Source organism: Shewanella sp. 38A_GOM-205m (genome assembly GCF_000518445.1).
In the GTDB taxonomy this organism is placed as follows: domain Bacteria; phylum Pseudomonadota; class Gammaproteobacteria; order Enterobacterales; family Shewanellaceae; genus Shewanella; species Shewanella algae.
The window spans coordinates 56,348-81,679 of the sequence record NZ_KI912439.1; the positions used below are offsets into that span (position 1 = coordinate 56,348).

Here is a 25,332-nt window from a genome sequence, read left to right on the forward strand (position 1 = left end):
GTCCAATGGCGTGGGGGCAAACTCTCATCCCAATAGCCAATATATAGGCCCGGCCAGGGGAGAGAGAATTTGGAACAGCAAAGGCAAACGGGATTGCCAAGTGGAGAGGATGAGACCTGGATGCTGGCTTATGCCGCCGGAGATGCCCAGGCCTTTGAGCGCCTCTATCTTAAACACAAGGGCGGACTCTACCGGTATTTTGTCCGCCAGTTAAGCGATATGACCTTGGCTGAAGACTTGTATCAGGAAACCTGGAGCCGGGTGATTAAGGCGGCGCAGAGTTATCAACCCAGTGCCAAGTTTACCACCTGGTTGTACCGGATAGCCCACAACCTGCTGATTGACCATGTGCGGGCGGTTAAACCGGTCGACAGTCTCAGCATAGATGAGGATGAGCCCGATGCGCAGGCCAATCTGCTGGGCCCACAAACCGCCGAGCCGGATAGCGAGCTGCTGCGAAATCGTCAGGTCGCCTGGCTCAAGGAGTGCATCGGCCTCTTGCCCCAAGTGCAGAAGGAAGCCTTCTTGCTGAATCAGGAGTCCGGGCTGACGGCGCAACTGATCAGCGAAGTGGCCGGGGTGACGCTGGAGGCCACCAAGAGCCGGATACGTTATGCCTATCAGAGCCTGCGTGACTGTTTGGGGCGCAAGACCCAGGAGAGCATTGAATGACAGAGAACAAACGCGATGATGCTGCCACGTCAGAGTCGCAGATAGATGCGCTCTATCGTGAAGGTGCTGTCGAGCAGCCGCCCCAGGCCTTGGATCAGCAAATTCTGCAGCAGGCGAGGGACAACTGCCGCCAAGCACCAGAGGTGATCCGTCCGGCGCCCGGTTTCTGGCAAAAGCACAGATATGGCCTATCCGCCGCGGCTTCTGTGATGCTGGTGGCAGGGCTGTTTATTCTGAATCCCGAACTGCGAAACTCATCGGCGCCGCAGCTTAGTGCTCCGGCCAGTCTGGAAATCAGCCCGCAGGCAGATAGCTCTGAAGATGCGGCGCAGCCCGCCAGGCTGCAACCTATGGCGGCGCCGCAGCCCATGACCGCCAAGCGAGCGGCACCTCAGGAACAAGCTGTTCAGCAACAGGATATGCCTCCTCAAGAACGTGCCGCAAAGAATCGCGCCGTGGCAGAGGACACTGTGCAGCAAAGAGCGAGAATGGCCCCCAGGCAGCAACAAGCTCTGGCTGCGTTGCCAAGGGATATCGACGGCCGTTTGGATCTGCTGACAAGTGCCATCGAAGTCGGTGAACTTGAGCAGGCGGCAGTGCTGGTACGAGGCATAGCCGCAGATTATCAACTGACGCTGCCGGATGCTTTAGCCAAGGCCTTGAGCGCAAATGAGGCGGCCCAGATGGAAGAAGCGGCACAGCGGCAACTGAAGCAGCAGTCCTTTATCCATCAGGATACGGCGCCCGAGAGTGCGCAAGCGCTTAATAAGGAGCAGAGCGAGCGCTGGCAAGCCTTGCTTGAGCGTCTCGAGCAGAGTCTCGAAGCCAAAGAGAATCACTGAGGCTAAAGACTGAGCTTAACTTAAAAAGAGTTATCGGGAAGCCAGTCAGTTTCAATCCATCACGGGGCAGGGAGCCTGCCCTCATTTTAATAACAGGAGTTTTTATGTTGACCGCCGATGATGTTATCCAGGCACTCGAGCTTGAGCCCCATGTTGAGGGCGGGTATTTCGGTCGTTCATTCGTCTCGGACAGCCGGTTTGATGACAGCCGTAACCTGTGGACCAGCATCTACTTTATGCTCAAGACGGGTGAAGTGTCCCACCTGCATCAACTGACGGCCGATGAGATGTGGTATTTCCACAGCGGTGAGTCGCTGACCATCTATATGCTCTCCGAGCAGGGTGAACTGACCGAGGCGCAACTCGGGATGGACTTGGCCAAAGGTGAGCGGCCACAGGTCTTGGTGCCCAAAGGCACTATTTTTGGTTCGGCAATGAATAATCCGGGCTATTCGCTGGTAGGTTGTATGGTGGCACCTGGCTTTACCTTCGATGACTTCAAGCTGTTCGGCCGTGATGAACTGCTTGAGCGTTTCCCTGAGCATCAGGCGTTGATAAACCGCCTGACCCGCTAGCGGGCGTTACAAGGTTAAGCTTATTTGAGCCGTCACTTTTAAACCGCTATTTTTGAACCGTCAAATCCCCTGGGGCAGGTGCCAACCTGCTCCCTGTCATCTTGCGCCTATACTTGAAACATGAGTTGCAGCATAAGTGCTACATGCCCATTGCATAGGTGCTGACTCAAACCTATGTATCTATGGTCATCACTTGTATCTACGGTCGTCACTGTTCGGCTCAAAGGCTTGGACCGACTCAAGTGCTTGGATTGTCCGAAGGGGGTCTGCGTGCGCTGTCTGTGTTGTCTGCTGTTGTTGCTGTTTGCCCTCCCGACATGGGCTAAAGAGTGCCAGCAAGGCCTGACACTGGCCTACAATGATTGGCCTCCTTACGCCTGGACAGACGCTTTTGGCCAGCCGCAGGGACTGGACATTGAGGCCAGCCGTTTGATCAGCGGCAAGGTGGGGTGTCCGCTGAGTATAGAGGCGATACCGGCCAAGCGGGCACATCAGATGTTGAAATCCGGCCGTATTGATCTGCTTGCCGGGGCCACCAAATTGCCACAGCGGCAGCTTTATGCTCACTTCAGCCTGGCTTATCGCAGTGAAGAGGTGCGTATCTTCGTCAAACAGGGGCACCAAGCCGTCACCCAGGTGCGGCAATGGCAGGACGTATTCTCACAAAGGCTCAGGCTTATTCTGCCCGGTAACGGCTGGTATGGCGCCGACTATCAGGCATCCAAGCAACGTTTGAGTCAGGCTTCGCTGTTAATCATCAGCCCCAACGCTTCCCAGGCGGTACAGATGTTGGCCTACGACAGGGGCGATGCAGTAGTGGGTGACTCCCTCTCAGTGCCTTTTATTGCCGGTGAGCAGGAAAAACTGCGGTTGGAGGCGCTGCAACCTGTGTTGGCGCAGGACGGGATCCATCTGATGTTGAGCAAGGTCTCGGTTGATGAAACCTTGCTCGAGCGTTTCAATCTGGCCATTGAGGCACTGGAGGCCGACGGCTCTCTGCCGGCGCTGCGGCGTAAGTGGCAGCAGATCTCCTACGCCAGACTCACTTTGACGCCGAGCGTCGAGAGCGATCTTCATTTTGGGGATTATCCCCGGGCCCCTTGATCTTGGCTCTTCTCGGAAAAGACAGCGCAATGGAACCCGGGAGTAACAGCAAACAACCCAAGCTGTATGCCAGCAGATCCAGCCAGTCGAAGTGGCTGCCGATAACGATTCGTGCCAGGCGAATATGGCCCAGTCCCAGCTTATCCACCAAGCCAAAGGCCTGGCCAAACTCTATGGCGAAGGCAAATGCCAGTACCAAGGGAAGCAGCAGCCGACTTGCCCAGGGGCTCACGGCTTTAAGGGCGCAAAACATCAATATCACTACCAGCAGATCGCCGATAAACCCGCGGATGACGCCGGGCGGGGCGTAGCGGGCTATCAATACTTCAATACCGAACAATAAAACCGTGGCCAAGGCAAAATGCCAGCGCTTCAAGCCATCGAACCAGGGCACAGGTTTCATTGGGTCTCTCCCGTCAGCAAGTCGGCGTTTTGCTCGGCAAAAAGGTGCATCTGCTCCAGCAGCGGCAACAGTGCCATTCCAAGCGCGCTGAGACGATAGTCGACCCTGGGTGGCACTTCAGGGTAGAGAGTACGGGTAAGTACGCCGTCTTGCTCCAGCTCCTTTAGCTGAGCGGTCAGCACTTTTTGACTGACACCGGGTAGATGCCGTTTTAGGTAGCTGAAGCGCTGTGGCTGCTGTTGCAGCAAGAACAGGATGGCGGGCTTCCATTTGCCGCAGATCAGCCGCAGAACCTGATAGGCCGGGCAGAGAGGGGCTTGCTGATTGAGTGTCATAAGGCTGGGCGCAAGTTACTTTGGGGTAACTATGCCACCAATTTGTGCCTCCTTGTAGCGAACGCGCAGCAGTTTTATGATTTTATCAGGAAGGTCCTCACGGCGCTCTCTTGAAAGAGAGCGGCTAAAACAGTGACAGGCATTCAAGGCCTATGACTTGTTTGCATCTTCCCTGACATTAATCCGCAAACCAAGGGGAGGGTTGAATGACCACTCTATTGCAAATCGATTTTGAATTTCCCGCCGAAATGATGGGCGATGCCCTGACTGAGCAGGCCAAACCTCTGGCCGAGTCCATTACCCGGGAGCCGGGTTTCATTGCCAAAATCTGGACCGAAAACCCACGCAGCGGCGAGGCCGGTGGCATTTATCTGTTTGAAGATGAAGCCAGCGCCGAAGCTTACGCCTGCATGCACTCACAACGAGTGGCGGCCATGGGCGCCCACAACATACGCATCAGGCTGTTCGATGTGAATGAATCCTTGAGCAAAATTACCCACGGCTGGCCGCTATCAGTTTGATTTTTCAGTATGCCTGCCGACACATTTGCTAAAACTTCTGTCGTCGGCAACAGCTGAATCCCGCCGCTTTCTCTGCTAACTTGTTGGACTCGCAAAACCGCGCTAACAGACTAATAACAGAGATAGAGGCATTCATGAAACTTCGTCACTCCGTGGCCTGCTGTATGCTGGCATTGGGAACTTTGGGCAGTGCAGCCGCCTACGCCGCAGAAGCGGGCCAAGGCTATTACCGTTCGCCAGCGATTCATGACAACACCCTGGTGTTTACTGCCGAAGGGGATATCTGGACTCAGAAGCTCGGGCAGGACAAGGCCGCCCGTTTGACCAGCCTGCCTGCCGAAGAGTTGAATGCCAAGATCTCTGCCGATGGAAAATCGCTGGCGTTTACCGCCAACTATGACGGTGCCCAGGAAGTCTATGTGATCCCCATGAGTGGCGGGATAGCCAAGCGCGTCAGCTTCGAAAACAGCCAGGTACGGCTACAGGGCTGGACCGCAAATGGCGAAATTCTCTATGCCACAGACAATGCCCAAGGGCCGGCGAATTACTGGGTGCTGCGTTCGGTAAACCCGGATACCCTGACAACCCGTGATCTGCCGCTGGCCGATGCCATAGAAGGCGTGGTTGACCCACAAGGCGAGTATGTCTACTTCACCCGCTTTGGGCTGCAAACCACAGGGGATAATGCCAAGGTGTACCGCGGCGGCGCCATGGGCGAACTGTGGCGTTATCAACTGGGGCAGGACAAAGAGGCCGTGCGGCTGGGCAAAGAGCATCAGGGCTCGCTGCGTCATCCCATGCTGTGGCAGGGGCGGGTCTATTTTGTCTCGGATGCCGATGGCAACGCCAACATCTGGTCTATGGCCAGCGATGGCTCAGATCTTAAACAGTTGACTCAATATCGTGATTTCGAAGTGCGCAGCCCCTATCTGGACGGCGGGCGCATAGTGTTCCAGCTGGGCGCCGATATTCACATGTGGGACCTGGCTTCCGGGCAGGAGCAGAAGCTGGATCTGCGTCTGGCCTCCGACTTTCCCGAGCGGCGTGAACATTGGGTTAAAGATCCGCTCGATTTTGCCACCAGTGCCAGGTTGGCCCCGGCAGGAGACAAGGTGGTCATCACTGCCCGCAGCCATGTGGCGCTGGCGACTACAGATGGTTCCCGCCTGGTAGAGCTGGACTCGGACGGCAAGCATAGAATGCGCAACGCACTGATGAGTCATGACGGCCGTTGGGTCTATGCCATCTCGGATGCTTCCGGTGAGCAGGAGATCTGGCGTTATCCCGCCGATGGCAGCGCTGGCGCCAAGCAGCTGACCCAAGATGGCAACACACTGAGAATGAGCCTTGAGCTGTCGCCCAATGGGCGTTATTTGGCACATGATGATTATGCCGGTAATTTATGGCTGCTGGATCTCAAAGACGGCAGTAACAAGAAGATAGTGACCAACAACGAAGGTCTTGGCCCCTATGCCGATATCCGTTGGTCGCCGGATAGCCGCTTCCTGGCTTTGACTCGATCGGAAGTCGGTGCCCAACGAAGCCAAGTGATGCTTTACTCACTGGAATCCGCCAAGGGCGAGATGCTGACCAGCGACAAGTACGAGTCTTTCTCGCCCAGCTTCAGCCCGGATGGTCAGTGGCTCTATTTCCTGTCAAACCGTGAGTTCCAGGCCACCCCTTCTTCGCCTTGGGGCGATCGCAACATGGGCCCCGTATTTGACAAGCGTAGCCAAATATTTGCCCTGGCATTGAGTCAGGATGCCCGTTTCCCATTTCAACGTCCCAACGAGCTGCAAGGCGCTGCTGCCGGTGATGAAAAGGCCGCTGACGATAAGCTGAAAGTGGATTGGAAAGGCCTGAAGTCGCGGCTGTGGCAAGTCCCCATCGAGGCGGGCAACTACCAGAAACTGCAGGTGTTGGGCCCGGGTCTCTATCTGCTCGATAGGGATATCACAGGCAAACAGTCGGCGCTCAAGCTGGTGAAGTTTGACCCTTTGAGCCCCAAGTTGGAAACCTTCGCTGATGATGTGCGCGATTATCAACTCTCGGCCGATCAGAGCAAGGTATTGCTGCGTAAGCAGAGCAATCCCAAAGAGATGGTGATAGTGCCAGTGGGTGACAAACTGCCGGGCGATCTCAGCAATGCCGTGGTGCAAACATCCCAGTGGCAACTCGCCATTCAACCGCGTCAGGAGTGGCAGCAGATCTTTGAAGATGCCTGGCTGATGCACAGAGACTCCTTCTTCGACAAGAAGATGCGCGGTGTCGATTGGCAAGCCGCCAAGGCCAAATATCAGCCATTGCTGGACCGGCTCACCGACAGACATGAGCTGAATGACATCTTCACTCAGATGATGGGTGAGCTCGATGCGCTGCACTCTCAAGTGCGCGGCGGTGACTTTGCCAAGGATCCCGACATGCCCAAGGCCGCCGAGCTGGGTGCACGTCTGAGTCAGGTGAAAGATGGTGTCAAGGTAAGCCATATCTATCGCACCGACCCTGAATTGCCGATGCAGGCCTCACCGCTGGCGCGCCCCGGGGTCGATGTCCGTGATGGCGACATCATCACCCATATCAATGGCCGTAAGTTGGCTACCCTGGCGCAGCTCACCTCCATGCTGCGTAATCAGGCCGACAAACAGGTGCTTTTGGGACTCAAGCGCGGCAGCAAGCAGCACAAGGTAATAGTGCAGGCCATCAGCAACCGTGACAATGCCAAACTCAGGTATCTCGATTGGGTCAATGCCAATGCCGATAAGGTGGCCAAGGCCAGCGACGGCAAGATAGGTTATCTGCATCTGTATGCCATGGGCAGTGGTGATATTGAGAGCTTTGCCCGCGAGTTTTACGCCAACTACGACAAGGATGGTCTGGTTATCGATGTGCGCCGCAATCGTGGTGGTAATATCGACAGCTGGATCATTGAAAAGCTGCTGCGTAAGGCATGGGCCTTCTGGCAACCTACAACAGGCGCGCCTTATGTCAACATGCAACAGACGTTCCGCGGCCACCTGGTGGTACTGACGGATCAGTTGACCTATTCCGATGGTGAAACCTTCTCCGCCGGCATAAAGGCGCTGGGACTGGCGCCCTTGGTGGGTAAACAGACGGCGGGCGCCGGGGTTTGGCTCTCGGGGCGCAACAGCCTCACCGACTGGGGCATGGCTCGGGTTGCCGAGTACCCTCAGTATGCCATCGATGGTCGCTGGGTGCTTGAAGGCCGAGGTGTCAGCCCGGATATCGAGGTAGACAACCTGCCGCTGGCAACCTTCAAAGGCAAAGACGCCCAGCTCGAGCGGGCTATCAGTTATCTCAAGGATGAACTGGTACGCGAACCCATACCGGCATTGAATGCTCGCCCCATGCCTCCCAAGGGTGAAGCGGACGATATTAAGTAAGCAGTGATAAAAAACAGGGGATGCATTTTGCATCCCCTGTGCAGGTGTTAGGGTGTTATCGGCCAAGTGGTTCCCAGGCCGGTAGCACCCGTTTTTATTGCTCAGAAATTAATTTCCACTTCGGTATCGGCCGCCAGTGAGTTGGCGATAAAGCAGTTGGCATGTGCCTTTTCGTGGATCTTTTCCAGTGTTTCCCTATCTATCTCAGTGCCTTCGGCAAAAGTGACTTCAGGATTGAGGCTCATGCGGGTCACGGCAATTTTGCCAGACTCCTTCTTGCCGATTTCTGCGGTGGCGTTATCCCGGTAGCTCTCTACCGGTAAGCGCTTCAAGTGAGCTATGGTCAGGAAGGTCAGCATATGGCAGGACGATAATGCCGCCAGCAGACTCTCTTCCGGATTGACCTTGGCTTCATTGCCTTTGTATTCGGGGGCTGCTGATGCCAGCAGTTGTTGGCCTGTACCAAAGTCTATTTGATGATCGCGATTGAACTCTCCCTCGGGCGCCGGGCTGGTTTGCCAGGATACGGTCAGATGAAAACTCAATTGGATGCTCCTTGAGACGGTTTGCAAAGTAGCGGCCACTATAGCCTATTTGCCAAACCCTTGTCTGCCACAGGTCATCACGATTCCACCCGGCTCGATTTTTCTCATTACACCCAAGAGTCATTTCTTATTAACTAATTGTTTTAAATTGAATATTTGTGTTTTTTAACTTTAATGCTTTGGTCTTATCTCTTTGGTCATTCCACCTACTTTAGTCTTGCATCTGTCGTCTGGCGGCGCTATAACAACATTGTGTGTAAACACAATGTTTCAAATGTTAATAAAAATGATATTTCGAGATGGATCGAAATACTGATCAAAGACAAATTGCAGGAGAACATTATGCAGGCATTTTACAAGCCCCTCGCGGCAGCGGTTACCCTGGCGCTGTGCGTTGGTGCACAGGCTGCAGATAACGAACGTTACATCGTTAAGTTCAAGGAGGGGAAAGGCCCCGGCACTATGGCGCAGATGAAGGCCATGGGCGCCAAAATGGAACTGGATCTGTCGGCCCACAACGCCGCAGCCTTTTCCATCCCGGCTCAGGCTCTCAAGGGCCTGGCCAACAATCCCAACGTGGAATATGTCGAAGCGGATGTGAAACGTTTCCCGCTTTCACAGGTAGTGCCTTACGGTATTCCCATGGTACAGGCCGACCAACTCAGCGATGCCCAGACCGGTAATATGAAGGTCTGTATCATAGACTCAGGTTACCAGTTGGCCCATGAAGATCTGTCGGGCAACAATGTCGATGGTACCAATGACCCCGGTACCGGTAACTGGTACACAGATGAAAACCATCATGGTACCCATGTGGCCGGGACGATTGCCGCACTCAACAATGGGGTTGGTGTGGTTGGCGTAAACCCCAACGGCAATCTTAACTTGCACATTATCAAGGTGTTTAATGCCGATGGCTGGGGCTACTCATCCAGCCTGGTTGCCGCGCTGGACAAGTGTGAGCAGGCAGGCGCCAAGGTCATCAACATGAGCCTGGGTGGCAGCTTGAAGAGCCGCACCGAGGACAACGCCTTTGCTGCCGCCGACAGCCGCGGCATTCTGAGTATTGCCGCCGCCGGTAACGACGGTAATACCCGTCACTCTTATCCGGCATCTTATAATTCTGTGGTGTCGGTTGCCGCAGTGGATGCCAACAAGCAGCATGCGGATTTCTCACAACGTACCAGTCAGGTTGAACTCTCCGGCCCGGGTGTCGGTGTGCTTTCCTCCGTGCCTATGGGCACTGCGCTGGTGGCTGCGGCCACAGTGGCCGGCAATGGTTACGAAGCCATAGGTATGGAAGGCTCACCTACAGGTAGCGCCGCCGGTACTCTGGCGGACTGCGGCACAGGTGAGAGCCAGTGTGATGCCGCCGGTAAGGTGTGTTTAATTCAACGCGGTAATATCGCCTTCTCCGACAAGGTGCTCGCCTGCGAAAATGGCGGTGGTGTTGCGGCCATTATCTACAACAATGAGCCAGGGGCCTTAAACGGGACTCTGGGTGAGGTGGTTACCGCCATTCCGTCTGTGGGTGTGAGTGATACTGATGGTGCGGCCATGTTGGCGGCAGTTGGCAGCAATGCCAGCGTTGATATCGGCGCGGGTAACTATGCTTACTTCGACGGTACTTCGATGGCGACACCTCATGTGGCAGGGGTTGCTGCCTTGGTGTGGAGTCATTTCCCTCAGTGCAGCAACAGTGACATTCGTGCGGCATTGCGTGCCACCGCCGAAGATCTCGGCGCTGCCGGCCGTGATGATGAGACGGGTTACGGTCTGGTGCAGGCCAAGGATGCAGTGGATTACCTGACCGCCAACGGTTGCTCGGGCGGTGGTACCGGCGGTGGCGGTGACACAGGTGGTTGTAAGGGCAAAGGCTGTAAGAGCCCTAAAAATCCTCGCTGATTGCTGGATCTATTTTGAGATACGCACTAAAAAGCGCTGCTGTTGCAGCGCTTTTTCATGGCAGAGTTTGAGCCAAAATTGGTTAGATAAACCAACCCACAACAAAAACAACCGGCGCCAACATAAGCGCTTTAGGCAGACTGCGACCGAGATAGCTGAGCTGCAAAACCACAGGTAGGGCAGCCAGCGTCATCAGGCCGAAAAACAGTATGCTGCCATAACCCCAGCCATACCCCATGCCACAAAGCACAAAGCTTGCCAGCAGGGCCAACCAACCGCCCGCATACAGCAGGCGGCTTTCCAGAGTTTTGGGAGCGCGCCCCATGGTTTCACGGAAATGACCGAACATGGACATGGCCAGCAGGCCAAAGGCGAGATAAGTCAACGCAATAAGTGCAATCATCATCCGCGCACCGCCTGAAGTTTTTGGGCCTTGGCCGTTTGTTTCATTGGCTGCCTCCCCAAACGCTTGAAGGCAAATAAGCCAAGGGCAGCGAAGGCCAGCGCCAGCAGATCAAATCCCGCCAATTGCCACTGACCGGCCGCGAGGTTGCTCAGCAGGTTGGCTGGCGAGGTCAGGGCGTTCAGCAGCGGCAAGAACGCCAGTGCAGCTGTCAGCGCCGCCAGTTGAGCGCGCCACATGGCTCTGTCTCTGCGCCAGATAGCCAGCAAGCCACTGATCACCAGCAGAATAAAGAAGCTGTGAACCTCCCATTGACTGCGGCCAGGCAAAGAGGCCGGCAGCAGGCGATTGGCATAGAAAAAGGCCACTGTACCCAGGGGCAGACCGAGGATAAACATCAGGTTCAGCGTTTCCACCAGGCGCAGACCCAGGCTGGGCTTGGCGCCCTGACTGATGGCTTTTTGTTGTTTCTGGCGAATCTTTACCGCCCACATCAAGGTGCCGCTGGCTATCATCACGCAGCCGCTCAGCCCCAGAAGGAAGAAGAGCCCCCGCAGTGCGGGGCCGGAGAAACGGGCTGTGTGCAAGGACATCATGGCGTCGTGAGTCGCCTTGGCGGCGCTGATGTCATTGTCTGTGCTGTAGAGAAGCTCGCCATCAGTACCGCTGAACACCATAAACAGCTCCCGTTCTGTGACCTGCTCGCCTGTGTTGAAAGTGACCATGACCCGGCTGTTGGCATCATCCGGGTTGATCACTGACACCGACTTGAGCGGCAGTTCGGCAAAGGTTTGCTGCACCTTGGGCAGGAAGTTTGCCAGTGGCAATTGAGGCGCGGCTTCATTGGCGGTAGCTATGCGGGTAAAGCTGCTGCCGGGACGGGCTTCATTGATAAATTCCCGGCGGTCACTGTCATAGTTGACCAATATGCCCCAGGGCATATAGATGAGCATCAGGGTGATAAGCCCGGTATAAGTGATCATCAGATGAAACGGCAGCGCCAGTACCGAACTGACATTATGGGCATCGAGCCAGGAACGGCTACCCTTGCCGGGACGGAAGCTGAAGAAGTCCTTGAAGATGCGCTTATGGATCACTATTCCTGAGATGATCGCCAGCAACATAAACATGGTGCAGAAACCGACAATCCAGCGTGCCGTGATGGCAGAGATATAGTGCAGATCGAAATGCAGGCGGTAAAAGAAGTTACCGCCGCGGCTCTCCCGCACTTCAGTCACATAGCCGCTGTTATCGGCCTTGACTAGATGTTCACTGAAGGCGCCGCGGCGCTGCCCCGGCTCCGGCGGCTGTTGCCAGCCATAACTCAACATGGGGTGGCGCTCTGTGGGGAATTCAATCAGCCAGCGCTGGGCGTTGACCGCATTCTGCCTGAGATAATCCTCGCCCTGACTCAATTGCTCAGCAAGGCGGGTGTTATCGTAGGATTGGAACACCTCCTTGTGTAGCTCGGGCTGATTCCACAGGCTGATTTCATGGCGATAGTAGCTCAGGGTTCCGGCAAAAAACACCAATAGCAGCACCCAACATACCAGCAGGCCCACCCAGGTGTGGAGCCAGGTCATGGTTCGGAAAAAACTGTCTTTCATCTCAAACCCCCAGCAGTTTCAGCATGCCAAACAAGGCGGCTGCCAGCAGCAGGAGTTCTTGCCAGGCCCGCAAACTGCGTTTGACGCAAAATACCCTGATAACCACCAGGGCGTAGATCAGAAAAGACAGCATCATGGCACTTACTGTACTGTCGATACGGCTCATAGGCAGGCTCACAGCCAACAGGGCACAGGCCAAAGACGCGATAAGATAACCGCCAACAATAGATGCCAGCGCCCGGCTGATAATGGTCAGGGCTTGGGGATAGCGCCTGGGAAACTGTAACAGAGATAGAGATTTCATGATTGCTGCGGATAGTCATTGACCCCCAAGGGAAACAGATGCGCTGATTCTAGCTTAATAATAATTAATGATAAACATTACCATTCGTGTTTTACCTGTAAATAACGCCTGTATCGAACCGGCAGTTGGCTTGATACTGAAGGGGCTGGAAATACTGAATGAATTAAAACAGGCCAAAGACCGGCGATAAAAACAGCACTAAACAGGGAACAAGATGAACTCTGGATTAATTTTGACCATACAAGAGCAGAATGAGGCACTGATCGAGCTTTATTTGAACATTGGCCCTTGTGTTTTACGCTGAAAGCCCCAAGCTCTATAAGTGAATCAGCAGAAAAAAGGAAAACCTATGAAAATTCAGCTTTCAGGTCATCATGTTGAAGTCACAGCAGCAGTACGTAGCCATATCGAAGAGAAGTTTTCCAAAATCGCCAAGCATTTCCCCAGCCTGTTAGGCTTGGACATCATCATTGCCAAAGAGCATGGCGTACATCAGGTTGATATTCGAACCAATTACGAAGGGGTGGCAGTCGCGGCCTCCGGCAAGAACGAAGTCATGTATCCGGCCATCGCCGAAGCAGGCAAAAAATTGGAAGCGGCGCTCAAGCACAGAAAGGGGCAACTCAAGGCCGATCTTCATGAAAAACCCGAGGTGACCACCCCGGAAATTGCCCACGAGATCATCCAGGAAATGGAACTGCGTTAATTCAAGTGCATTAACTTTGACGCAGAAATAAAAAGGGACCAGATGGTCCCTTTTTATGTTTCAAAGCCTTGGTCTTATTCAATGATCTCGGCGTTGTGATAGACATTTTGCACGTCATCACAGTCTTCCAGTGCGGCAATAAACTTGTCGAACTGGGCGACATCTTCACCGGACACTTCCACCATGGTTTGTGGTACGAAAGTGATCTCTTCCATCTCAAAGTTGACCTCGGGGAAGGCTTCCAGCAATGCCGTCTTGGCCTTGTAGAATTCGGTGTTGGGGGCGTAGACACTGATCATGCCGTCTTCCAACTCGACATCGGCAACATCGACATCGGCCATCATCAGAGCCTCGAGCACCACTTCATCATCTTCACCGGGGAAGACAAATACCGCTTGGTGATCGAACATGTGGGCCACAGTGCCTGGGCCACCCAGCTTGGCATCATTCTTCACAAAGGCCTGACGAACCTCGGTGAAGGTGCGCTTGCCGTTGTCGGTCAGACAGTCGACAATCACCATGCAGTTACCCGGGCCGAAACCTTCATAGCGGGCAGTATCATAGTCTTCACCGCCACCACCTTTGGCCTTGTCGATAGCCCGGTCAATAACGTGTGCCGGTACCTGATCTTTCTTGGCGCGTTCAATCAGGCGCCGCAGTGCCAGGTTACCGTCGGGATCGACACCGCCACCCTTGGCACACACGTAGATCTCTTTACCGTAACGGGAGTAGACCTTGGTCTTCTGTGCGGCCGTCTTGGCCATGGATTCCTTGCGGTTTTGATATGCTCTGCCCATCTTTGCAATGTCTCATCAATGCGTTGAAAAAGAGTGGCAGATTCTAGCAGCTTTCCCCCACTAAATGCACCTGTCCGCCCGCTGGGCTGCCGGCAGTGTGAAGCCAAGCCTGATCATGCTTACCGTCTCCGGCCGCAGAAGCTCATTGCCTCACTATAGACTTATGTCCAATTCGGCAGAGCGTCGTGCTTTGGGTTATGCTGAAAACCTCAAGGATCCCTTGTTTGGCACAAACCAACAATAAGGATAGGAAGGGAGGCTGCATGTCTGAGGAAAACCGTATTTTGCCTATGCTGGCAGGGTTGCTGCTCGGCGCTCTGGCGCTGGGTTGTGCTCAGTTGGCTTTAAGTGCCGACAATCTATTGCTTTCACTGCTTGGATGGAGTCTTGCGCTTATTGGCCCTGTATTGGCGCTGCGCTGGGCTTCCCGTCCTGTGGCCCAAGGCGCCAAGCAGGCATCCGGTGAGGGCGCAGGTGATGAAAAGGCGGCGCAGCAACTGGGCCGGGATGCCAGTCGTATCGCTATCGGCGCTGCCGAAGTGTCCCACTTTGTTGACCAACTCAAGTTCACGCTGGACTCCAGCGGTCAGCAAGCCGGGCAAATTGCCGTGGCGGCCAGTCAGCTGAGCCATACTACCGTGGCTTTGAGCGAACATGCCGAAGTGGTGCTCAATCAGGCACAGGCATCCCGCAGTGTCAGCATGGAAGGGCGCCAGTATGCCGCCAGTGGTTTTCGTGCGGTTGAAGCCTTGAGTCAGGATGTCGACAAGGCCGCCTCCGGCGTGGGGCAACTCAAGGCGCAGGCCGATGCCATAGGCAAAATCACCGAAGTGATTGACAGTGTTGCCGCCCAGACCAATCTGTTGGCGCTCAATGCCGCCATTGAAGCCGCCAGGGCCGGAGAGGCGGGTAGAGGCTTTGCCGTGGTGGCCGATGAGGTGCGCAGTTTGGCGGCCAAGACCGCAGAGGCTACCCAGAACATTGCCGCCATGTTGACTCAAATTAGAGAGCTGACCGATGGCACCTCACAGCTAATGAATCAGGTGGTTAGCCAAACGGCCGGCGCCGTGGATGCCATGAATTCATTGGAGCAGAGGTTTGACAGTATCGCTTCGGGTGTCGAGGACTCGGCGCAGGCGTTGGAGCAGATTGAGGCGGCTTTACGTGAATATCGCGGCACTACGGCGGATATTTCCAATGCCATTACCCATATCAGCGAGTCGCTGACAGATACAGGTCGTCGCAGTGAGCAGATCTCCCGTCAGGCCTTTGGGCTGTCGCAGACCACAGAGGGAATGTTCCGGGCGCTTTCGCATTGGGATACCGGCAGTTTCGATCAGCTTATTCTCAAAGAAGCGCAGCAGGCCGCCAAGGCTTGCGGCCAAGCGTTGGAGCAAGGGTTGGCGGAAGGCAAGTTTACTGAGCAGCAGTTGTTTTCGCCGCAATATCGGCCGATAGCGGCGACAGAGCCACCCAAATACAACACCGCCTTTGACGGTTTTACCGACAAGCACTTTCCGGCCTTGCAGGAGCCAATACTGGAGCGTCACCGGGAGGTGATTTACGGCGGTGCGGTCGATAAGAAGGGCTACTTTCCGACTCACAATCAGCGTTTTTGCCAGCCGCTGACCGGTGATAGGGAGCGGGATATGCTGCAAAACCGCACCAAGAGATTGTTCAACGACCCAACTGGGATCCGCTGTGGCCAGCACACAGAGCCGGTGCTGCTGCAGACCTATAAGCGTGACACGGGTGAGGTGATGCACGATCTCTCTGTGCCCATCTATGTTAAGGGCAAACACTGGGGTGGCTTTCGGATAGGCTTCAAGGCCCAGTGATGCTGCGGTGCGACTGCGTCTTGGGCTCTCAAGGCTCGCGGCCGGCTCAGAGACTCAGATGCTCAAACAGCTCTGTGGCCAGGGCACTGAGTTCATCGGCGCTCGGATGAGTATGGGCATAAGTGCGCAGGCCATAAATACCCATCATCAGAAACCGGGTCAGCTGCGCCGGATCTTTATCGGCGGCCAGTTCACCTTGCACCTGGGCCTGCTGCAGTATCTGCTGCAACGCCGTTTGCCATTGCTGTAGATGTTGGCTCACTCTCTGTTGTACAGCCAGATCTTGCTCACCTACTTCGCTCAAAGCCTTGACCAAAAGGCAGGCCTGGCTGGCATCACAGCTGAGGCACTCGCTGACTATGTTGTCCAGATAACGCCGCAGGCACTCGAGTCGTGAACCCTCGGCCGGGAAAAAGCCCTGCAGCTGCTGCTCGCGATCGGCATGGTACTGATCAATCGCCGCCAGAAACAGCCCGTGCTTATTGTCGAAGGCACAATAGATAGACCCCGGATGCAAGCCGGTTGCCCGGGTCAGATCCTGCATACTCGTCTTGCTGTAACCCTTGGCCATAAAGGCATTCATGGCACTGCGCAGCACTTTCTCGCGATCGAATTCGGCGTTTCTCATAAGATGATTTCCCACTGTGATGCGCCGAGTTTACTGCAATTTGAATATTTGTTCAAAAAAGTCTTGAATGATCATTCAACAATCTTTATCTTGAACGAACATTCAAATAGGGGCTCAGCTCCTCAGGCTCTGAATAAGGCGAATGCCAGTGACTGAGCCGTTAACTCGCCAAGGGCAGGAACCATGTACCAGAACTTGTTTGAACAGTATCGTCTCAATGACAGCATCACACTTAATAACCGCTTTATGATGGCGCCGCTCACCCGTTGTATGGCCGATGCCGATTTGGTGCCGACCGATGCCATGTTGGCTTACTACGCCCGCCGCGCCGAGGCTGGGCTGATCATCAGTGAAGCCACCATCATTCGCCCGGATGGGCAGGGCTATCCCAACACTCCTGGGCTCTTTACCCAGGCTCAGATTGCCGGTTGGCGCCGGGTGACAGATGCCGTGCATGAAAAGGGCGGTAAGATTTTTGCCCAGCTGTGGCACACAGGCAGGGTCGCGCATCCGCACTTCTTTAATGGTGAGCATGTGTTGGCACCATCAGCTGTGGGCGTTGAAGGTACAGTGCCGAGAATGCGCGAGCTGAGTTACCAAACCCCAAAGGCGGCCAGCAAGGCCGAGATTGCCGAACTGGTGCGTGATTACGCCAAGGCGGCAGAAAACGCCATTGAGGCCGGTTTCGATGGCGTTGAGATCCACGGTGCCAACGGTTATCTCATCGATCAGTTCCTGCATTACGACAGCAACCGACGTGAAGATGAGTACGGTCAAACGCCTGAAAACATGAGCCGCTTTGCCCTGGAAGTAGTGGATGCCACCATAGCCGCCATAGGTGCAGATCGCACGGCGCTGCGTTTGTCACCCGGGGCATACTTTAATATGAGTGCCGATCCCCGTGACCGCCAGGTATTCGATTATCTGCTCGCCGAGCTTGGCTCCCGCCGATTGGCCTATCTGCATGAGGGCATGTTTGACGACAACATGCGCTTCGACTTCCTCGATGGCCGGGTATCGGACTACATGCGCCGCCACTACCAGGGAAATCTGGTGGGTGTGGGTGGTTACAGCCCGGAAACGGCTGCCGAGGCGATTGCTGCCGGGCGTTTTGACCTAGTCGCTATAGGCCGCCCCTTTATTGCTAACCCTGACTATATCGCCAAGGTTCGCAGCGGCGAGAGCCTGCAGGATTACTCGGATGAGATGCTGGCCACTCTCGACTGAAACAGGGCATTCCGGCCAGAATCCCCTTAACCCGCTTAGCCATGGCGCCATCGAGATGCAGTATTGGCGGCGCCTGGCGTCCTTGTAGAATTGCCCCATATTTGGCGAGTATTTTGGCATACTCGCCGTTTTTTTTGATTGTCTCCAGCCCTTGATTGAACTCGGCAATCAACTCTGCACCATGGGGATGAAGGCGACTGGTGCTCAGGTGCAGGTTGCGGATATCCAGTGGCGGACCGGTAAAGTCGAAGCTATCTTCCTGTTGCAGACGCCAGAATGTATCTGTGGCGACAATCTCATCCTCCAGAGTCAAATCCAGACGACCCACTGCCAACATCTTCAGATTGGACTCCAGACTGTTGTTGGGCACGCGAATAAAATCGCTCGCGGCGCGAAAACCGGTTTGATAGCTGTATCCGCGTACCACGCCGATTCTTTTCCCCTTGAGGCTGTCGAGATCTGTGTATTCAAAGGGATCGCCACGGCGCTTGATGAAACGCTGGCGATTTTGCAGATAGGGCTCGGAAAACAGCAGCACTTGCTCTCGTTCCGGCGTATGCCAGGTGGCCAGCAGCAGATCGGTTTTGGCCTCTTTAACCGACCTCAGTGCCCTGGCCCAGGGCTTTAACTCCACCTGCAAGCGATAACAGTGAACCGCCAGGGCGCTCTGAACTATTTCCAGTGCCAAACCAGCTTTGCCATCGGCCTCAATAAAAGGGGGCCAGGGATCATTGGTCAGTGTCAGATGTAGCGGTACCGCCGGTTCAGAAGTCGAAGGGGATGCTGGATTACAGTTGGCGCAAGCCAGCCATGGCTGTAGCAGAAACAGCAGAGCAAATACCCAAGTCAGTTTCATATTTGACCCTTCATATCAGAGGCTTGGAACCCAAAAATGCTGAAAGAAAGCTGCAGGTGTCGTCAGCATCCCATAAATCCCTATGTAATTGCAACGTTACCAAATGCTACGAAATTGTTTGTTTTTGTTTGTTATATCTGGAGGGCAGATTTTCTGCGTAACTGAAAGCAAGAGTCTTAAAGAGGACCTATGACTATAACAAATAATCAGCTTGGAACGCGGTTCCGGCAGACGGCGTTGGCCAGTCTGACCGCGCTCTATTTCGGGGGCATGATGAGCGCCACCGCCCAGGTTCAGATGCAACCCGTGGGCAAAGGCAATTTCTATCAGCCGAGTTTTACCAAAGAACAGGTGTTGGCGGCAGACAAGGCTCGTAAGGCGAGCCTTGAAGGCGACATCTATGCCGGTCAGCCGGGTGTGCTCAACCAAGTATTGCGCCAGCGGACGCCGGAACAGATATTTCAGCCGGATCCATCTGTCAGCGGCGTTCAGAGCTATATAGTGCAGCTTAACGAAGAACCTCTGGCAACCTACGACGGCAGTATTTCCGGGCTGGCGGCCACCAAGGCACCGAAAAATCGCTCGCTGATCGCCAAAGGTCGGGTCAGTGTCAATACGACTGATGCCAGGGCTTACAGCCGTTTCCTGGAAAAGCGTCAGGACAGTTTCGTAAATCGCGCCCGTCAGGCCGGTGCCAATCTGCAGTTGAAACAGCGCTTCACCATTGCCAGCAATGCCATGGTGGTGGAGATGACTCAGGAAGATGCCAAAATTCTTGCCCGCCAGAGCGGCGTCAAGCGGATAACCCCCAACCGCATTTTCCAACTGCGTACCGACAGAGGGCCTGAGTTTATCGGCGCCGATCGGATCTGGCTCGGCCAGGACCCGAGTACAGGCCTGGCCGCCAAGGGTGAAGGTATGCTGGTCGGGATCATAGATACCGGGGTTAACACAGATCACCCGGCCTTTGCCGAGGATCAAGACTATGTGCGTTTGAACCCGCTCGGCAGCAACAAGTTTACCGGTGATTGTATCGACAGCCCTGAATTGTGTAACAACAAACTGGTGGGGGTACATTCTTACCCCGAGATCACAGATGTTTACGGGGCGCCGGAATTTCAGGCTAACCCCTGGGGCACACCTGTCATGTTGCGCCCGGCCAATGGTGAGGACTATAACGGCCATGGCTCCCACACTGCCAGCACAGTAGCAGGTAACCATCTGGTCAATACGCCTTTGCAGGCTGCAACCGGTGATGCCACCAGTGATGGGGTCAATGTGCCCTTTAACTTCCCGGCTACCAGCGGTGTAGCGCCGCGGGCGCATATCATCTCTTACCAGGTGTGCTGGCCCGGCAACGGTGGTGATCCCTATGCCGGTTGTCCCGAGTCGGCGATTCTGGCGGCCTTTGAAGATGCCATTGCCGACGGGGTCGATGCGATAAACTTCTCCATCGGTGGCGCCGAATCTTTGCCCTGGGCCGACCCTATGGAACTGGCGTTTCTGGCCGCCCGTGAGGCGGGAATTTCTGTGGCTGTCGCCGCCGGTAATGCCGGTGCTTATTGGAGTGCGGATCACAGCTCTCCCTGGGTGACGACAGTTGGCGCCACCACCCACGACAGGGTGCTGGAAGCCGGTAACAAGCATATCGACAATTTCGGCGGTAACGAACGCTATCGCCCGTCCGAGCCTATTGTGGGCAAGAGCTTCTCCGGCGGCATTACCGGTGAGGTGGTGCTGGCTGAAAACTATGCCGACCCTGACCCCAGCGATGATTTCAACGCCGCTTCCTGTAACGCACCTTTCCCCGCCGGAACTTTCCGCGATGACCAGATAGTCATCTGTGAGCGCGGTGATATTCCCAGAGTGGACAAGGCCAAGAATGTGGCGGCCGGCGGCGCCGGTGGTTTTATTCTGCAAAACGTGGACTATCAGGTCGACAATCTGGTGGCCGACAGCTTTGTGATCCCTGGGATTCAGGTCAAGCAGAGCGACAGATACAAGCTGAAAAACTGGGTCAGATACAGTGATCCCGGCACGGCCATAGCGACTATCTCGGACTTCAGCAACGAGTATCTGTTTGATGATGCCCTGGCCAATAATCTGGCGCCTTTCAGCTCAATGGGCCCGAGCCGTACCAACAACACCTTGGTGCCGGATCTCAGCGCTCCCGGGGTACAGATTTACGCTGCCAACGCCGATGATCAACCCTTTACCGGCGCGCCGGATGCCTCCGACTGGACCTTTATGAGCGGCACCTCAATGGCGGCGCCTCATGTGACAGGTGCCATGACACTGCTGATGCAGCTGCATCCCGAGTGGACCCCTGCCGAAGTGCAGTCGGCGCTGATGATGACTGCCGGGCCTGTGTATCTCAACACAGGTTATGAGTTGCTGGAGCCTTTCTATCACTTTATGGCCGGCGCCGGTGCCATTAATGTTGCCCGTGCGGCTGATACCGGCCTGGTGATGGATGAGACCATAGAAAACTACCGCAATGCCAATCCGGAGAACGGCGGGATAGTCAATTGGCTCAACCTGCCTTCCATGGTGGAGATGGCCTGTGAGCAAAGTTGCAGCTGGATGCGCACAGTTACTGCCACCCGTGACGGCAGTTGGAGTGCCGAGGCTTTGGGTAAGGAGCAGGGCTTTGAGCTCAGTGTTTCTCCCGAGAACTTTACCCTGGCCAAGGGGGAGAGTCAGACCCTGGTGATCAAGGCCAAAGTGCCGCCGCTGATTGAGTCCAACGTCAATCCGGGTGAGCCGGGAGCGCCTTGGCAGCAGGTACAAAACAAGGACGCCTTCTTCAACGGTGAGCTCAGACTCACTGAAGCGTCAAGCACTTCCCCTGAGTTGCATATGCCGGTAGTCGTGGCCAGTAAGGCTGATCAGATGCCGGTATCCATGGACCTGGAGATCAGCCGGGCTCAGGGCAGTGAAACCCTGAAGATGAATACCTCGGCCTATGCTCAACTGACGCCTCGTTTCTACGGCCCGGTGCAGCCTGAGCTAAAAACTGCCACTCTGGAAGCCGTGGCGCCATTCCTTGATCTGGAATACATAGAGAAGGGCTGGGATATTCAAACCGTCACGGTTCCCGAAGGCGCCAAGCGTTTGGTGGTGGAAGTGCAGAGCGCCAAGCGCACCAGCACGCTTGAGGAGATGAACCCCCGTTATTCAGGGGTGTTCCCCTTTGTGATCCTGGGGCGGGATGCCAACGGCAATAACGGCTTTATCCCTTCGCAAGAGGAGATGGAGCAGGATGACAGGGCGCTCAAGGCAGAATACGATGCCGAGCTGGTGTGTTTCTCTTCCAGCCAAGCCGAGCACAACCTCTGTAGTCTGGAAAACCCGGCCCCCGGTACCTATTGGTTTGCCACTGCCATGGCCTATGGCAAGGGGGAAGTGGAAGCTGTGACCGGCCATGCGGTGATCATGGCCGATGACGATTTCGGTATGTTGAGCCTGGATGGTCCGGCGTCGCATGATGGCAATGGTGACTATCAGTTGACCCTCAACTGGAATATTCCCGATGCCAAGCAAGGGGATGTCTTCTATGGCGGTATGGATCTCGGTACCGGCCCCGGCGCTGAAGGTTCTTTCGGTTTCAGTGCCCTCAATATCCGCCGCGGCGAGGATGCCGTCAGCTGGTCAGTCAGTCAGGACAAGGCGCTGAGCGAAGATGTGGTGGATGTTACCGTTAAACTGGCGGCCAACCTGGAATCCGGCGATCGTAACTATGAGTTGCAGCTCAAGTTACCCGAAGGCATGCGTTTGGCACCGGCGACCATCAAGAGCAATAATCCTGCGGTTGCCGAAGCGATTGTTGCCGATGAAAGCGGCCTGACGCTGACAGGCTTGCAGCCCAGCACCCGCCTGGTGGAGCGGCAATATAAGGTCAGTACCAACCTCAACGATGCCATGTGTCGCACGCCTATGATTGATGAGTATTCCACAGGTGGCTACATAGATCTCTTCGGCGAGTTTGGTATGCAGCCCAACGCCGACTGGTTGGCCGGCGACTCTCAAGCCAGTGTCGATGTGCCTATCGATTGGCTGTTCTATAAAGAGGGCGCCGAGTTCAAGGTGTACAACCAGGCCAATGCCGGTTATATGCGGATGCATACTGTGGGCGCACTGCAGTTTAACACTGCCTACTGGTATATGGGCGCGCACCGCGGCCCTGGTTTCCTCTACGAGGCGCTGGCCCCCTTCTGGCGTGGCAGTTTTGAGATGAAGTACCGCCGCCACTGGGAAGAGCCTTGGGGCTTGACCATAGCCACTCAGTATAAGGAAGAGCGTCCGGATCTGGGGGACTTGTTGTTCCTCGAGTTTGATAATGTTACCGACCGCCAGACAGGCCAGGAGTTTGACTTCCAGACCATACTGCGCAGCGGTATCGACGATCATCCCGGCATGTACGAGATCATCTATGCCTACCAGAACCTGGGGGCCGATGTGACCGACGGGGCTGTGTTTGTCGAAGGCTTTGACAGTACCTGGTCCAGCGGCGCGGGACCGAAGAATGGCTATCTTTATGAGATGCTGGGCTTCGATAACCTGGATACCTTGCTTAAGGATGATCTGGTGATCTGCTTTGATTACACCGGGCCTGAGCAGAGCCGGGTCGAGCTGAGCTTCAAGGCGGCGATTCAACCCGGGGCTACCGGGAAGGCGCTTGCCATGACGCTGGATTACGATCTCGAAGGCGGCGAGCCGGGCACTTTGAGCCATCAGATTGCGGTTAAAGGCAATATCCAGCTGGCGCCACTCAGTGACATGAGTGTTGCCGAAAATGGCCGTATAGACGGTATTGCCGTGACCTATGTCGATGCCGATAAGGTGCCGAATCTGTTGGAGATCAGTGGTGAACACATCAGCGCCGAGATTGATGGTGACAGCTTCAACTTGATCCCCGAGGCAGATTTTCACGGTGAAACTCTGGTCACGGTAACTGTGCGTGATAGCCTCAACAGTGGCGATGCCGCCAGCACCAGCTTTATGCTGAAGGTGGAGTCCGACGGGGTTGACCCTGTGAGCCCTCCAGAGCCGCCGCTGGAGGAGTCAGACTCGGGTGGTTCGCTCGGCTGGAGTCTGCTGGCGCTCTTGTCTCTTGGCTTGTTACGGCGCAAGCGCTGAGGCTGAGCTAAACAAAAGCCAAAGCTAGATCCAAAGCCAAACCTGAGTCCGGGTTCTCACTTGGGCCAGGTGCCAAAAACTGCTGACAAGGCAGATAAAAAAATCCCCGCAGGTTGCATCAGCGGGGATTTTTATTGCCAGGGCTCATTCAAAGCGGTTACTTACAGGGCTAATCATCACGATTGATACAGATTGACTTCGACAGGCCCCGGAATGCCTTCAGTCAGAAGCCTTGAACACCAATTGTTGTGCAAGCCACTCTCTACAAAAGAGAAGGCCACGAGGACTTATTGGCACTTTCCCTAAGGAAGACGCCAATTGAGATCGAAGTCGTAGCGGATACCGGCAGCCACTATCGACTCATCCTCTCGGTTGTCATAGTTTTGCGCCAGATATTCAAGGTGCAAACGTACATTATTCAGCGGCTGCCATTCCAGTGTCAGGTTGTAACCGTCATAGTCCAGGCTGCTGAAATCTTCTATGCCATCTTTGAACCAGAAGTAACCCAGCTTGAGTTTGTAGTCCTTGCCAAGCGGCAGTGCCAGCGCGCCATCAAAGGTATCGCCATCTCGATTGTTAGCACTGACAAAGTCATACTCCTTGCGTTGGTAACTGGCGGCGGCATAGATGCCGTTGTGCCAGGTATAGGCTGCTACCGCGCCCCACACCTGCTCGTCACCCTGCTTGATATCGCCGGCATATTTATCCTGGGCCAGCCAGGTCAGCCCCAGATGCAACTGCTGCCAATCGAATCCCGCCCCCAGGTTGATGATATCGGCGCCGCTATTGTATTCACTGTCATCAAATACTGCCGAAGCCATCAGGGTGAAAAGCTCAATGTTAACTTGATAAATTAAAGCGTTGTCGACAAAGAAGGGGCTTTCCTGATTGTAGCCAAAGGGGCTGTTGGCATTGTTGAAAATGTCAGTGTATTCCGCCACCAGGGTATATTGCACCGGGCGTTGCCGCCCCAGAGTCAGCTTGCCGTATGGCGAGTCGACTCCGGCAAACGCCAGTCGCGCCTCACCGAAGCGGCCATTATCATCGATACGGATTTTCCATTCCCCTTGCGCCAGAGCGCGCCAGCCGGGAAGAAACTCGGTTTCTGCCTTGACTCCAATTCGCGACAGTGCATCGCCTATGTCCCACTGATCTTTGCCGCGATCCCTGTATTCCAGTGTTGGGCGCAGCGAGCCGTACAGAGTGAATTGGCTGGCGCCAAGGGAGGAGGTCATAGAAGGAGGCTTATCCTGCATCGTTTGACTGGCGGCAGGCTCAGGCTTGCTGGCTTGTTGCGACGATGCTGAGGTTTGGCTTGTGTCATGGGCCATCATTGGCGAGTGAGTGCCGGATTGTTGCAGCTGGGCTTGCAGTAGCTGCTCCAGTTCCATGACTCTTTGTTCCAATGCCTTGATGCGTTGCTCTTGGCTGCTGTCTTCGGCATTCGCCAGCAGCGGCAGCAGACAGGCGCTCAATATCAGGAGTTTGCCTTTCATATCGACTCTCCGGTAGCTGTGGATACGG

General features: G+C 55.2%; 21 protein-coding genes. 11 read left to right on the top strand and 10 right to left on the bottom strand.

Annotated elements, in window-relative coordinates; translation table 11 throughout:
• The first annotated feature begins 120 nt into the window (after positions 1–120).
• The 4 genes from N512_RS0120675 (at position 121) to N512_RS23530 (ending at position 3,193) form a co-directional block, all read left to right on the top strand.
• On the top strand, positions 121–672 hold the full coding sequence (locus tag N512_RS0120675) for a sigma-70 family RNA polymerase sigma factor (protein ID WP_051472901.1): 552 nt from the start codon (positions 121–123) through the stop codon (positions 670–672).
• The gene (locus N512_RS0120680; RefSeq protein WP_028781540.1) at positions 669–1,514 is read left to right on the top strand and encodes a hypothetical protein; all 846 of its coding nucleotides are present in this window, start codon (positions 669–671) and stop codon (positions 1,512–1,514) included. The genes N512_RS0120675 and N512_RS0120680 overlap by 4 nt, the downstream gene beginning before the upstream one ends.
• A 104-nt stretch (positions 1,515–1,618) precedes the next feature.
• Entirely contained in the window at positions 1,619–2,089 is a 471-nt protein-coding gene (locus N512_RS0120685; protein ID WP_028781541.1) for a cupin domain-containing protein, read from the top strand.
• A gap of 270 nt (positions 2,090–2,359) precedes the next feature.
• Positions 2,360–3,193 (top strand): substrate-binding periplasmic protein, encoded by an 834-nt coding sequence (locus tag N512_RS23530; RefSeq protein WP_025010936.1) that lies wholly within the window; start codon positions 2,360–2,362, stop codon positions 3,191–3,193.
• Here the strand turns inward: N512_RS23530 and N512_RS23535 are convergent.
• Positions 3,132–3,596 (bottom strand): ribosomal maturation YjgA family protein, encoded by a 465-nt coding sequence (locus N512_RS23535; protein WP_081737225.1) that lies wholly within the window; start codon positions 3,594–3,596, stop codon positions 3,132–3,134. The genes N512_RS23530 and N512_RS23535 overlap by 62 nt on opposite strands.
• Positions 3,593–3,931: a winged helix-turn-helix transcriptional regulator gene (locus N512_RS0120700; RefSeq protein ID WP_025010934.1), complete on the bottom strand. Its 339-nt coding sequence runs from the start codon at positions 3,929–3,931 to the stop codon at positions 3,593–3,595. Before N512_RS0120700 ends, N512_RS23535 begins: the two co-directional genes overlap by 4 nt.
• A gap of 206 nt (positions 3,932–4,137) precedes the next feature.
• On the opposite strand from N512_RS0120700, the gene N512_RS0120705 reads away from it, so the two are divergent.
• Both N512_RS0120705 and N512_RS0120710 read left to right on the top strand, forming a co-directional pair.
• Positions 4,138–4,452 carry a monooxygenase gene (locus tag N512_RS0120705; protein WP_025010933.1) on the top strand — a complete coding sequence of 105 codons (315 nt, stop codon included), beginning with the start codon at positions 4,138–4,140 and terminating at the stop codon, positions 4,450–4,452.
• A 134-nt stretch (positions 4,453–4,586) separates the two neighbouring features.
• On the top strand, positions 4,587–7,853 hold the full coding sequence (locus N512_RS0120710; RefSeq protein ID WP_028781543.1) for a S41 family peptidase: 3,267 nt from the start codon (positions 4,587–4,589) through the stop codon (positions 7,851–7,853).
• Between the two features lie 101 nt (positions 7,854–7,954).
• Here the strand turns inward: N512_RS0120710 and N512_RS0120715 are convergent, their stop codons facing one another.
• On the bottom strand, positions 7,955–8,398 hold the full coding sequence (locus tag N512_RS0120715; protein WP_028781544.1) for an OsmC family protein: 444 nt from the start codon (positions 8,396–8,398) through the stop codon (positions 7,955–7,957).
• A gap of 342 nt (positions 8,399–8,740) precedes the next feature.
• Between N512_RS0120715 and N512_RS0120720 the strand changes: the two genes are divergently transcribed.
• Positions 8,741–10,303: a S8 family serine peptidase gene (locus N512_RS0120720; protein ID WP_028781545.1), complete on the top strand. Its 1,563-nt coding sequence runs from the start codon at positions 8,741–8,743 to the stop codon at positions 10,301–10,303.
• A gap of 82 nt (positions 10,304–10,385) precedes the next feature.
• On the opposite strand, the gene N512_RS0120725 is transcribed toward N512_RS0120720, so the two are convergent.
• Genes N512_RS0120725 through N512_RS0120735 form a run of 3 tightly spaced genes read right to left on the bottom strand, consistent with a single transcriptional unit; the run spans position 10,386 to position 12,617 of the window.
• Positions 10,386–10,709, bottom strand: a complete 324-nt coding sequence (locus N512_RS0120725) for a DUF3325 domain-containing protein (protein WP_028781546.1) — start codon at positions 10,707–10,709, stop codon at positions 10,386–10,388.
• Positions 10,706–12,313, bottom strand: coding sequence for a PepSY-associated TM helix domain-containing protein (locus N512_RS23540; RefSeq protein ID WP_051472902.1), 1,608 nt, complete (start codon positions 12,311–12,313; stop codon positions 10,706–10,708). Before N512_RS23540 ends, N512_RS0120725 begins: the two co-directional genes overlap by 4 nt.
• Before the next feature lies 1 nt (position 12,314).
• A complete protein-coding gene (locus tag N512_RS0120735) occupies positions 12,315–12,617 on the bottom strand; it encodes a DUF3649 domain-containing protein (RefSeq protein WP_028781547.1) in 303 nt (100 codons plus the stop codon).
• A 349-nt stretch (positions 12,618–12,966) separates the two neighbouring features.
• Here N512_RS0120735 and hpf point away from each other — a divergent pair, with 349 nt between their 5' ends.
• Positions 12,967–13,323, top strand: a complete 357-nt coding sequence (gene hpf / locus N512_RS0120740; protein WP_025010928.1) for a ribosome hibernation-promoting factor, HPF/YfiA family — start codon at positions 12,967–12,969, stop codon at positions 13,321–13,323.
• A gap of 74 nt (positions 13,324–13,397) precedes the next feature.
• Here the strand turns inward: hpf and N512_RS0120745 are convergent, their stop codons facing one another.
• Positions 13,398–14,120, bottom strand: coding sequence for a YebC/PmpR family DNA-binding transcriptional regulator (locus N512_RS0120745; protein ID WP_028781548.1), 723 nt, complete (start codon positions 14,118–14,120; stop codon positions 13,398–13,400).
• Positions 14,121–14,383: 263 nt separating this feature from the next.
• On the opposite strand from N512_RS0120745, the gene N512_RS0120755 reads away from it, so the two are divergent.
• On the top strand, positions 14,384–15,958 hold the full coding sequence (locus N512_RS0120755; RefSeq protein WP_028781550.1) for a methyl-accepting chemotaxis protein: 1,575 nt from the start codon (positions 14,384–14,386) through the stop codon (positions 15,956–15,958).
• A 46-nt stretch (positions 15,959–16,004) separates the two neighbouring features.
• On the opposite strand, the gene N512_RS0120760 is transcribed toward N512_RS0120755, so the two are convergent.
• Entirely contained in the window at positions 16,005–16,586 is a 582-nt protein-coding gene (locus N512_RS0120760) for a TetR/AcrR family transcriptional regulator (protein ID WP_028781551.1), read from the bottom strand.
• Positions 16,587–16,769: 183 nt separating this feature from the next.
• Between N512_RS0120760 and N512_RS0120765 the strand changes: the two genes are divergently transcribed.
• Positions 16,770–17,813: an alkene reductase gene (locus N512_RS0120765; RefSeq protein ID WP_028781552.1), complete on the top strand. Its 1,044-nt coding sequence runs from the start codon at positions 16,770–16,772 to the stop codon at positions 17,811–17,813.
• Here the strand turns inward: N512_RS0120765 and N512_RS23545 are convergent.
• Complete coding sequence (locus tag N512_RS23545; protein ID WP_051472903.1) at positions 17,731–18,669, bottom strand: substrate-binding periplasmic protein; 939 nt, start codon at positions 18,667–18,669, stop codon at positions 17,731–17,733. The two genes, N512_RS0120765 and N512_RS23545, sit on opposite strands and share 83 nt — an antisense overlap.
• Before the next feature lie 189 nt (positions 18,670–18,858).
• On the opposite strand from N512_RS23545, the gene N512_RS0120775 reads away from it, so the two are divergent.
• Positions 18,859–23,808: a S8 family serine peptidase gene (locus N512_RS0120775; RefSeq protein WP_028781553.1), complete on the top strand. Its 4,950-nt coding sequence runs from the start codon at positions 18,859–18,861 to the stop codon at positions 23,806–23,808.
• A gap of 302 nt (positions 23,809–24,110) precedes the next feature.
• Here N512_RS0120775 and N512_RS0120780 read toward each other — a convergent pair whose 3' ends face one another.
• Entirely contained in the window at positions 24,111–25,304 is a 1,194-nt protein-coding gene (locus N512_RS0120780) for a porin (protein WP_037475809.1), read from the bottom strand.
• Positions 25,305–25,332 lie beyond the last annotated feature (28 nt).

Excerpts from the sequence above, each read along its gene's own strand:
- N512_RS0120735 (WP_028781547.1), bottom strand. The coding sequence starts at position 12,617 with ATGAAATCTCTATCTCTGTTACAGTTTCCCAGGCGCTATCCCCAAGCC.
- N512_RS23545 (WP_051472903.1), bottom strand. The coding sequence starts at position 18,669 with ATGAAACTGACTTGGGTATTTGCTCTGCTGTTTCTGCTACAGCCATGG.
- N512_RS0120725 (WP_028781546.1), bottom strand. The coding sequence starts at position 10,709 with ATGATGATTGCACTTATTGCGTTGACTTATCTCGCCTTTGGCCTGCTG.
- N512_RS0120760 (WP_028781551.1), bottom strand. The coding sequence starts at position 16,586 with ATGAGAAACGCCGAATTCGATCGCGAGAAAGTGCTGCGCAGTGCCATG.
- N512_RS0120680 (WP_028781540.1), top strand. The coding sequence starts at position 669 with ATGACAGAGAACAAACGCGATGATGCTGCCACGTCAGAGTCGCAGATA.
- N512_RS0120710 (WP_028781543.1), top strand. The coding sequence starts at position 4,587 with ATGAAACTTCGTCACTCCGTGGCCTGCTGTATGCTGGCATTGGGAACT.
- N512_RS0120685 (WP_028781541.1), top strand. The coding sequence starts at position 1,619 with ATGTTGACCGCCGATGATGTTATCCAGGCACTCGAGCTTGAGCCCCAT.
- N512_RS0120745 (WP_028781548.1), bottom strand. The coding sequence starts at position 14,120 with ATGGGCAGAGCATATCAAAACCGCAAGGAATCCATGGCCAAGACGGCC.
- N512_RS0120675 (WP_051472901.1), top strand. The coding sequence starts at position 121 with ATGCTGGCTTATGCCGCCGGAGATGCCCAGGCCTTTGAGCGCCTCTAT.
- N512_RS0120775 (WP_028781553.1), top strand. The coding sequence starts at position 18,859 with ATGACTATAACAAATAATCAGCTTGGAACGCGGTTCCGGCAGACGGCG.
- N512_RS0120755 (WP_028781550.1), top strand. The coding sequence starts at position 14,384 with ATGTCTGAGGAAAACCGTATTTTGCCTATGCTGGCAGGGTTGCTGCTC.
- N512_RS0120780 (WP_037475809.1), bottom strand. The coding sequence starts at position 25,304 with ATGAAAGGCAAACTCCTGATATTGAGCGCCTGTCTGCTGCCGCTGCTG.
- N512_RS23535 (WP_081737225.1), bottom strand. The coding sequence starts at position 3,596 with ATGAAACCTGTGCCCTGGTTCGATGGCTTGAAGCGCTGGCATTTTGCC.
- N512_RS23540 (WP_051472902.1), bottom strand. The coding sequence starts at position 12,313 with ATGAAAGACAGTTTTTTCCGAACCATGACCTGGCTCCACACCTGGGTG.
- N512_RS0120720 (WP_028781545.1), top strand. The coding sequence starts at position 8,741 with ATGCAGGCATTTTACAAGCCCCTCGCGGCAGCGGTTACCCTGGCGCTG.
- hpf (WP_025010928.1), top strand. The coding sequence starts at position 12,967 with ATGAAAATTCAGCTTTCAGGTCATCATGTTGAAGTCACAGCAGCAGTA.
- N512_RS0120765 (WP_028781552.1), top strand. The coding sequence starts at position 16,770 with ATGTACCAGAACTTGTTTGAACAGTATCGTCTCAATGACAGCATCACA.
- N512_RS0120700 (WP_025010934.1), bottom strand. The coding sequence starts at position 3,931 with ATGACACTCAATCAGCAAGCCCCTCTCTGCCCGGCCTATCAGGTTCTG.
- N512_RS0120705 (WP_025010933.1), top strand. The coding sequence starts at position 4,138 with ATGACCACTCTATTGCAAATCGATTTTGAATTTCCCGCCGAAATGATG.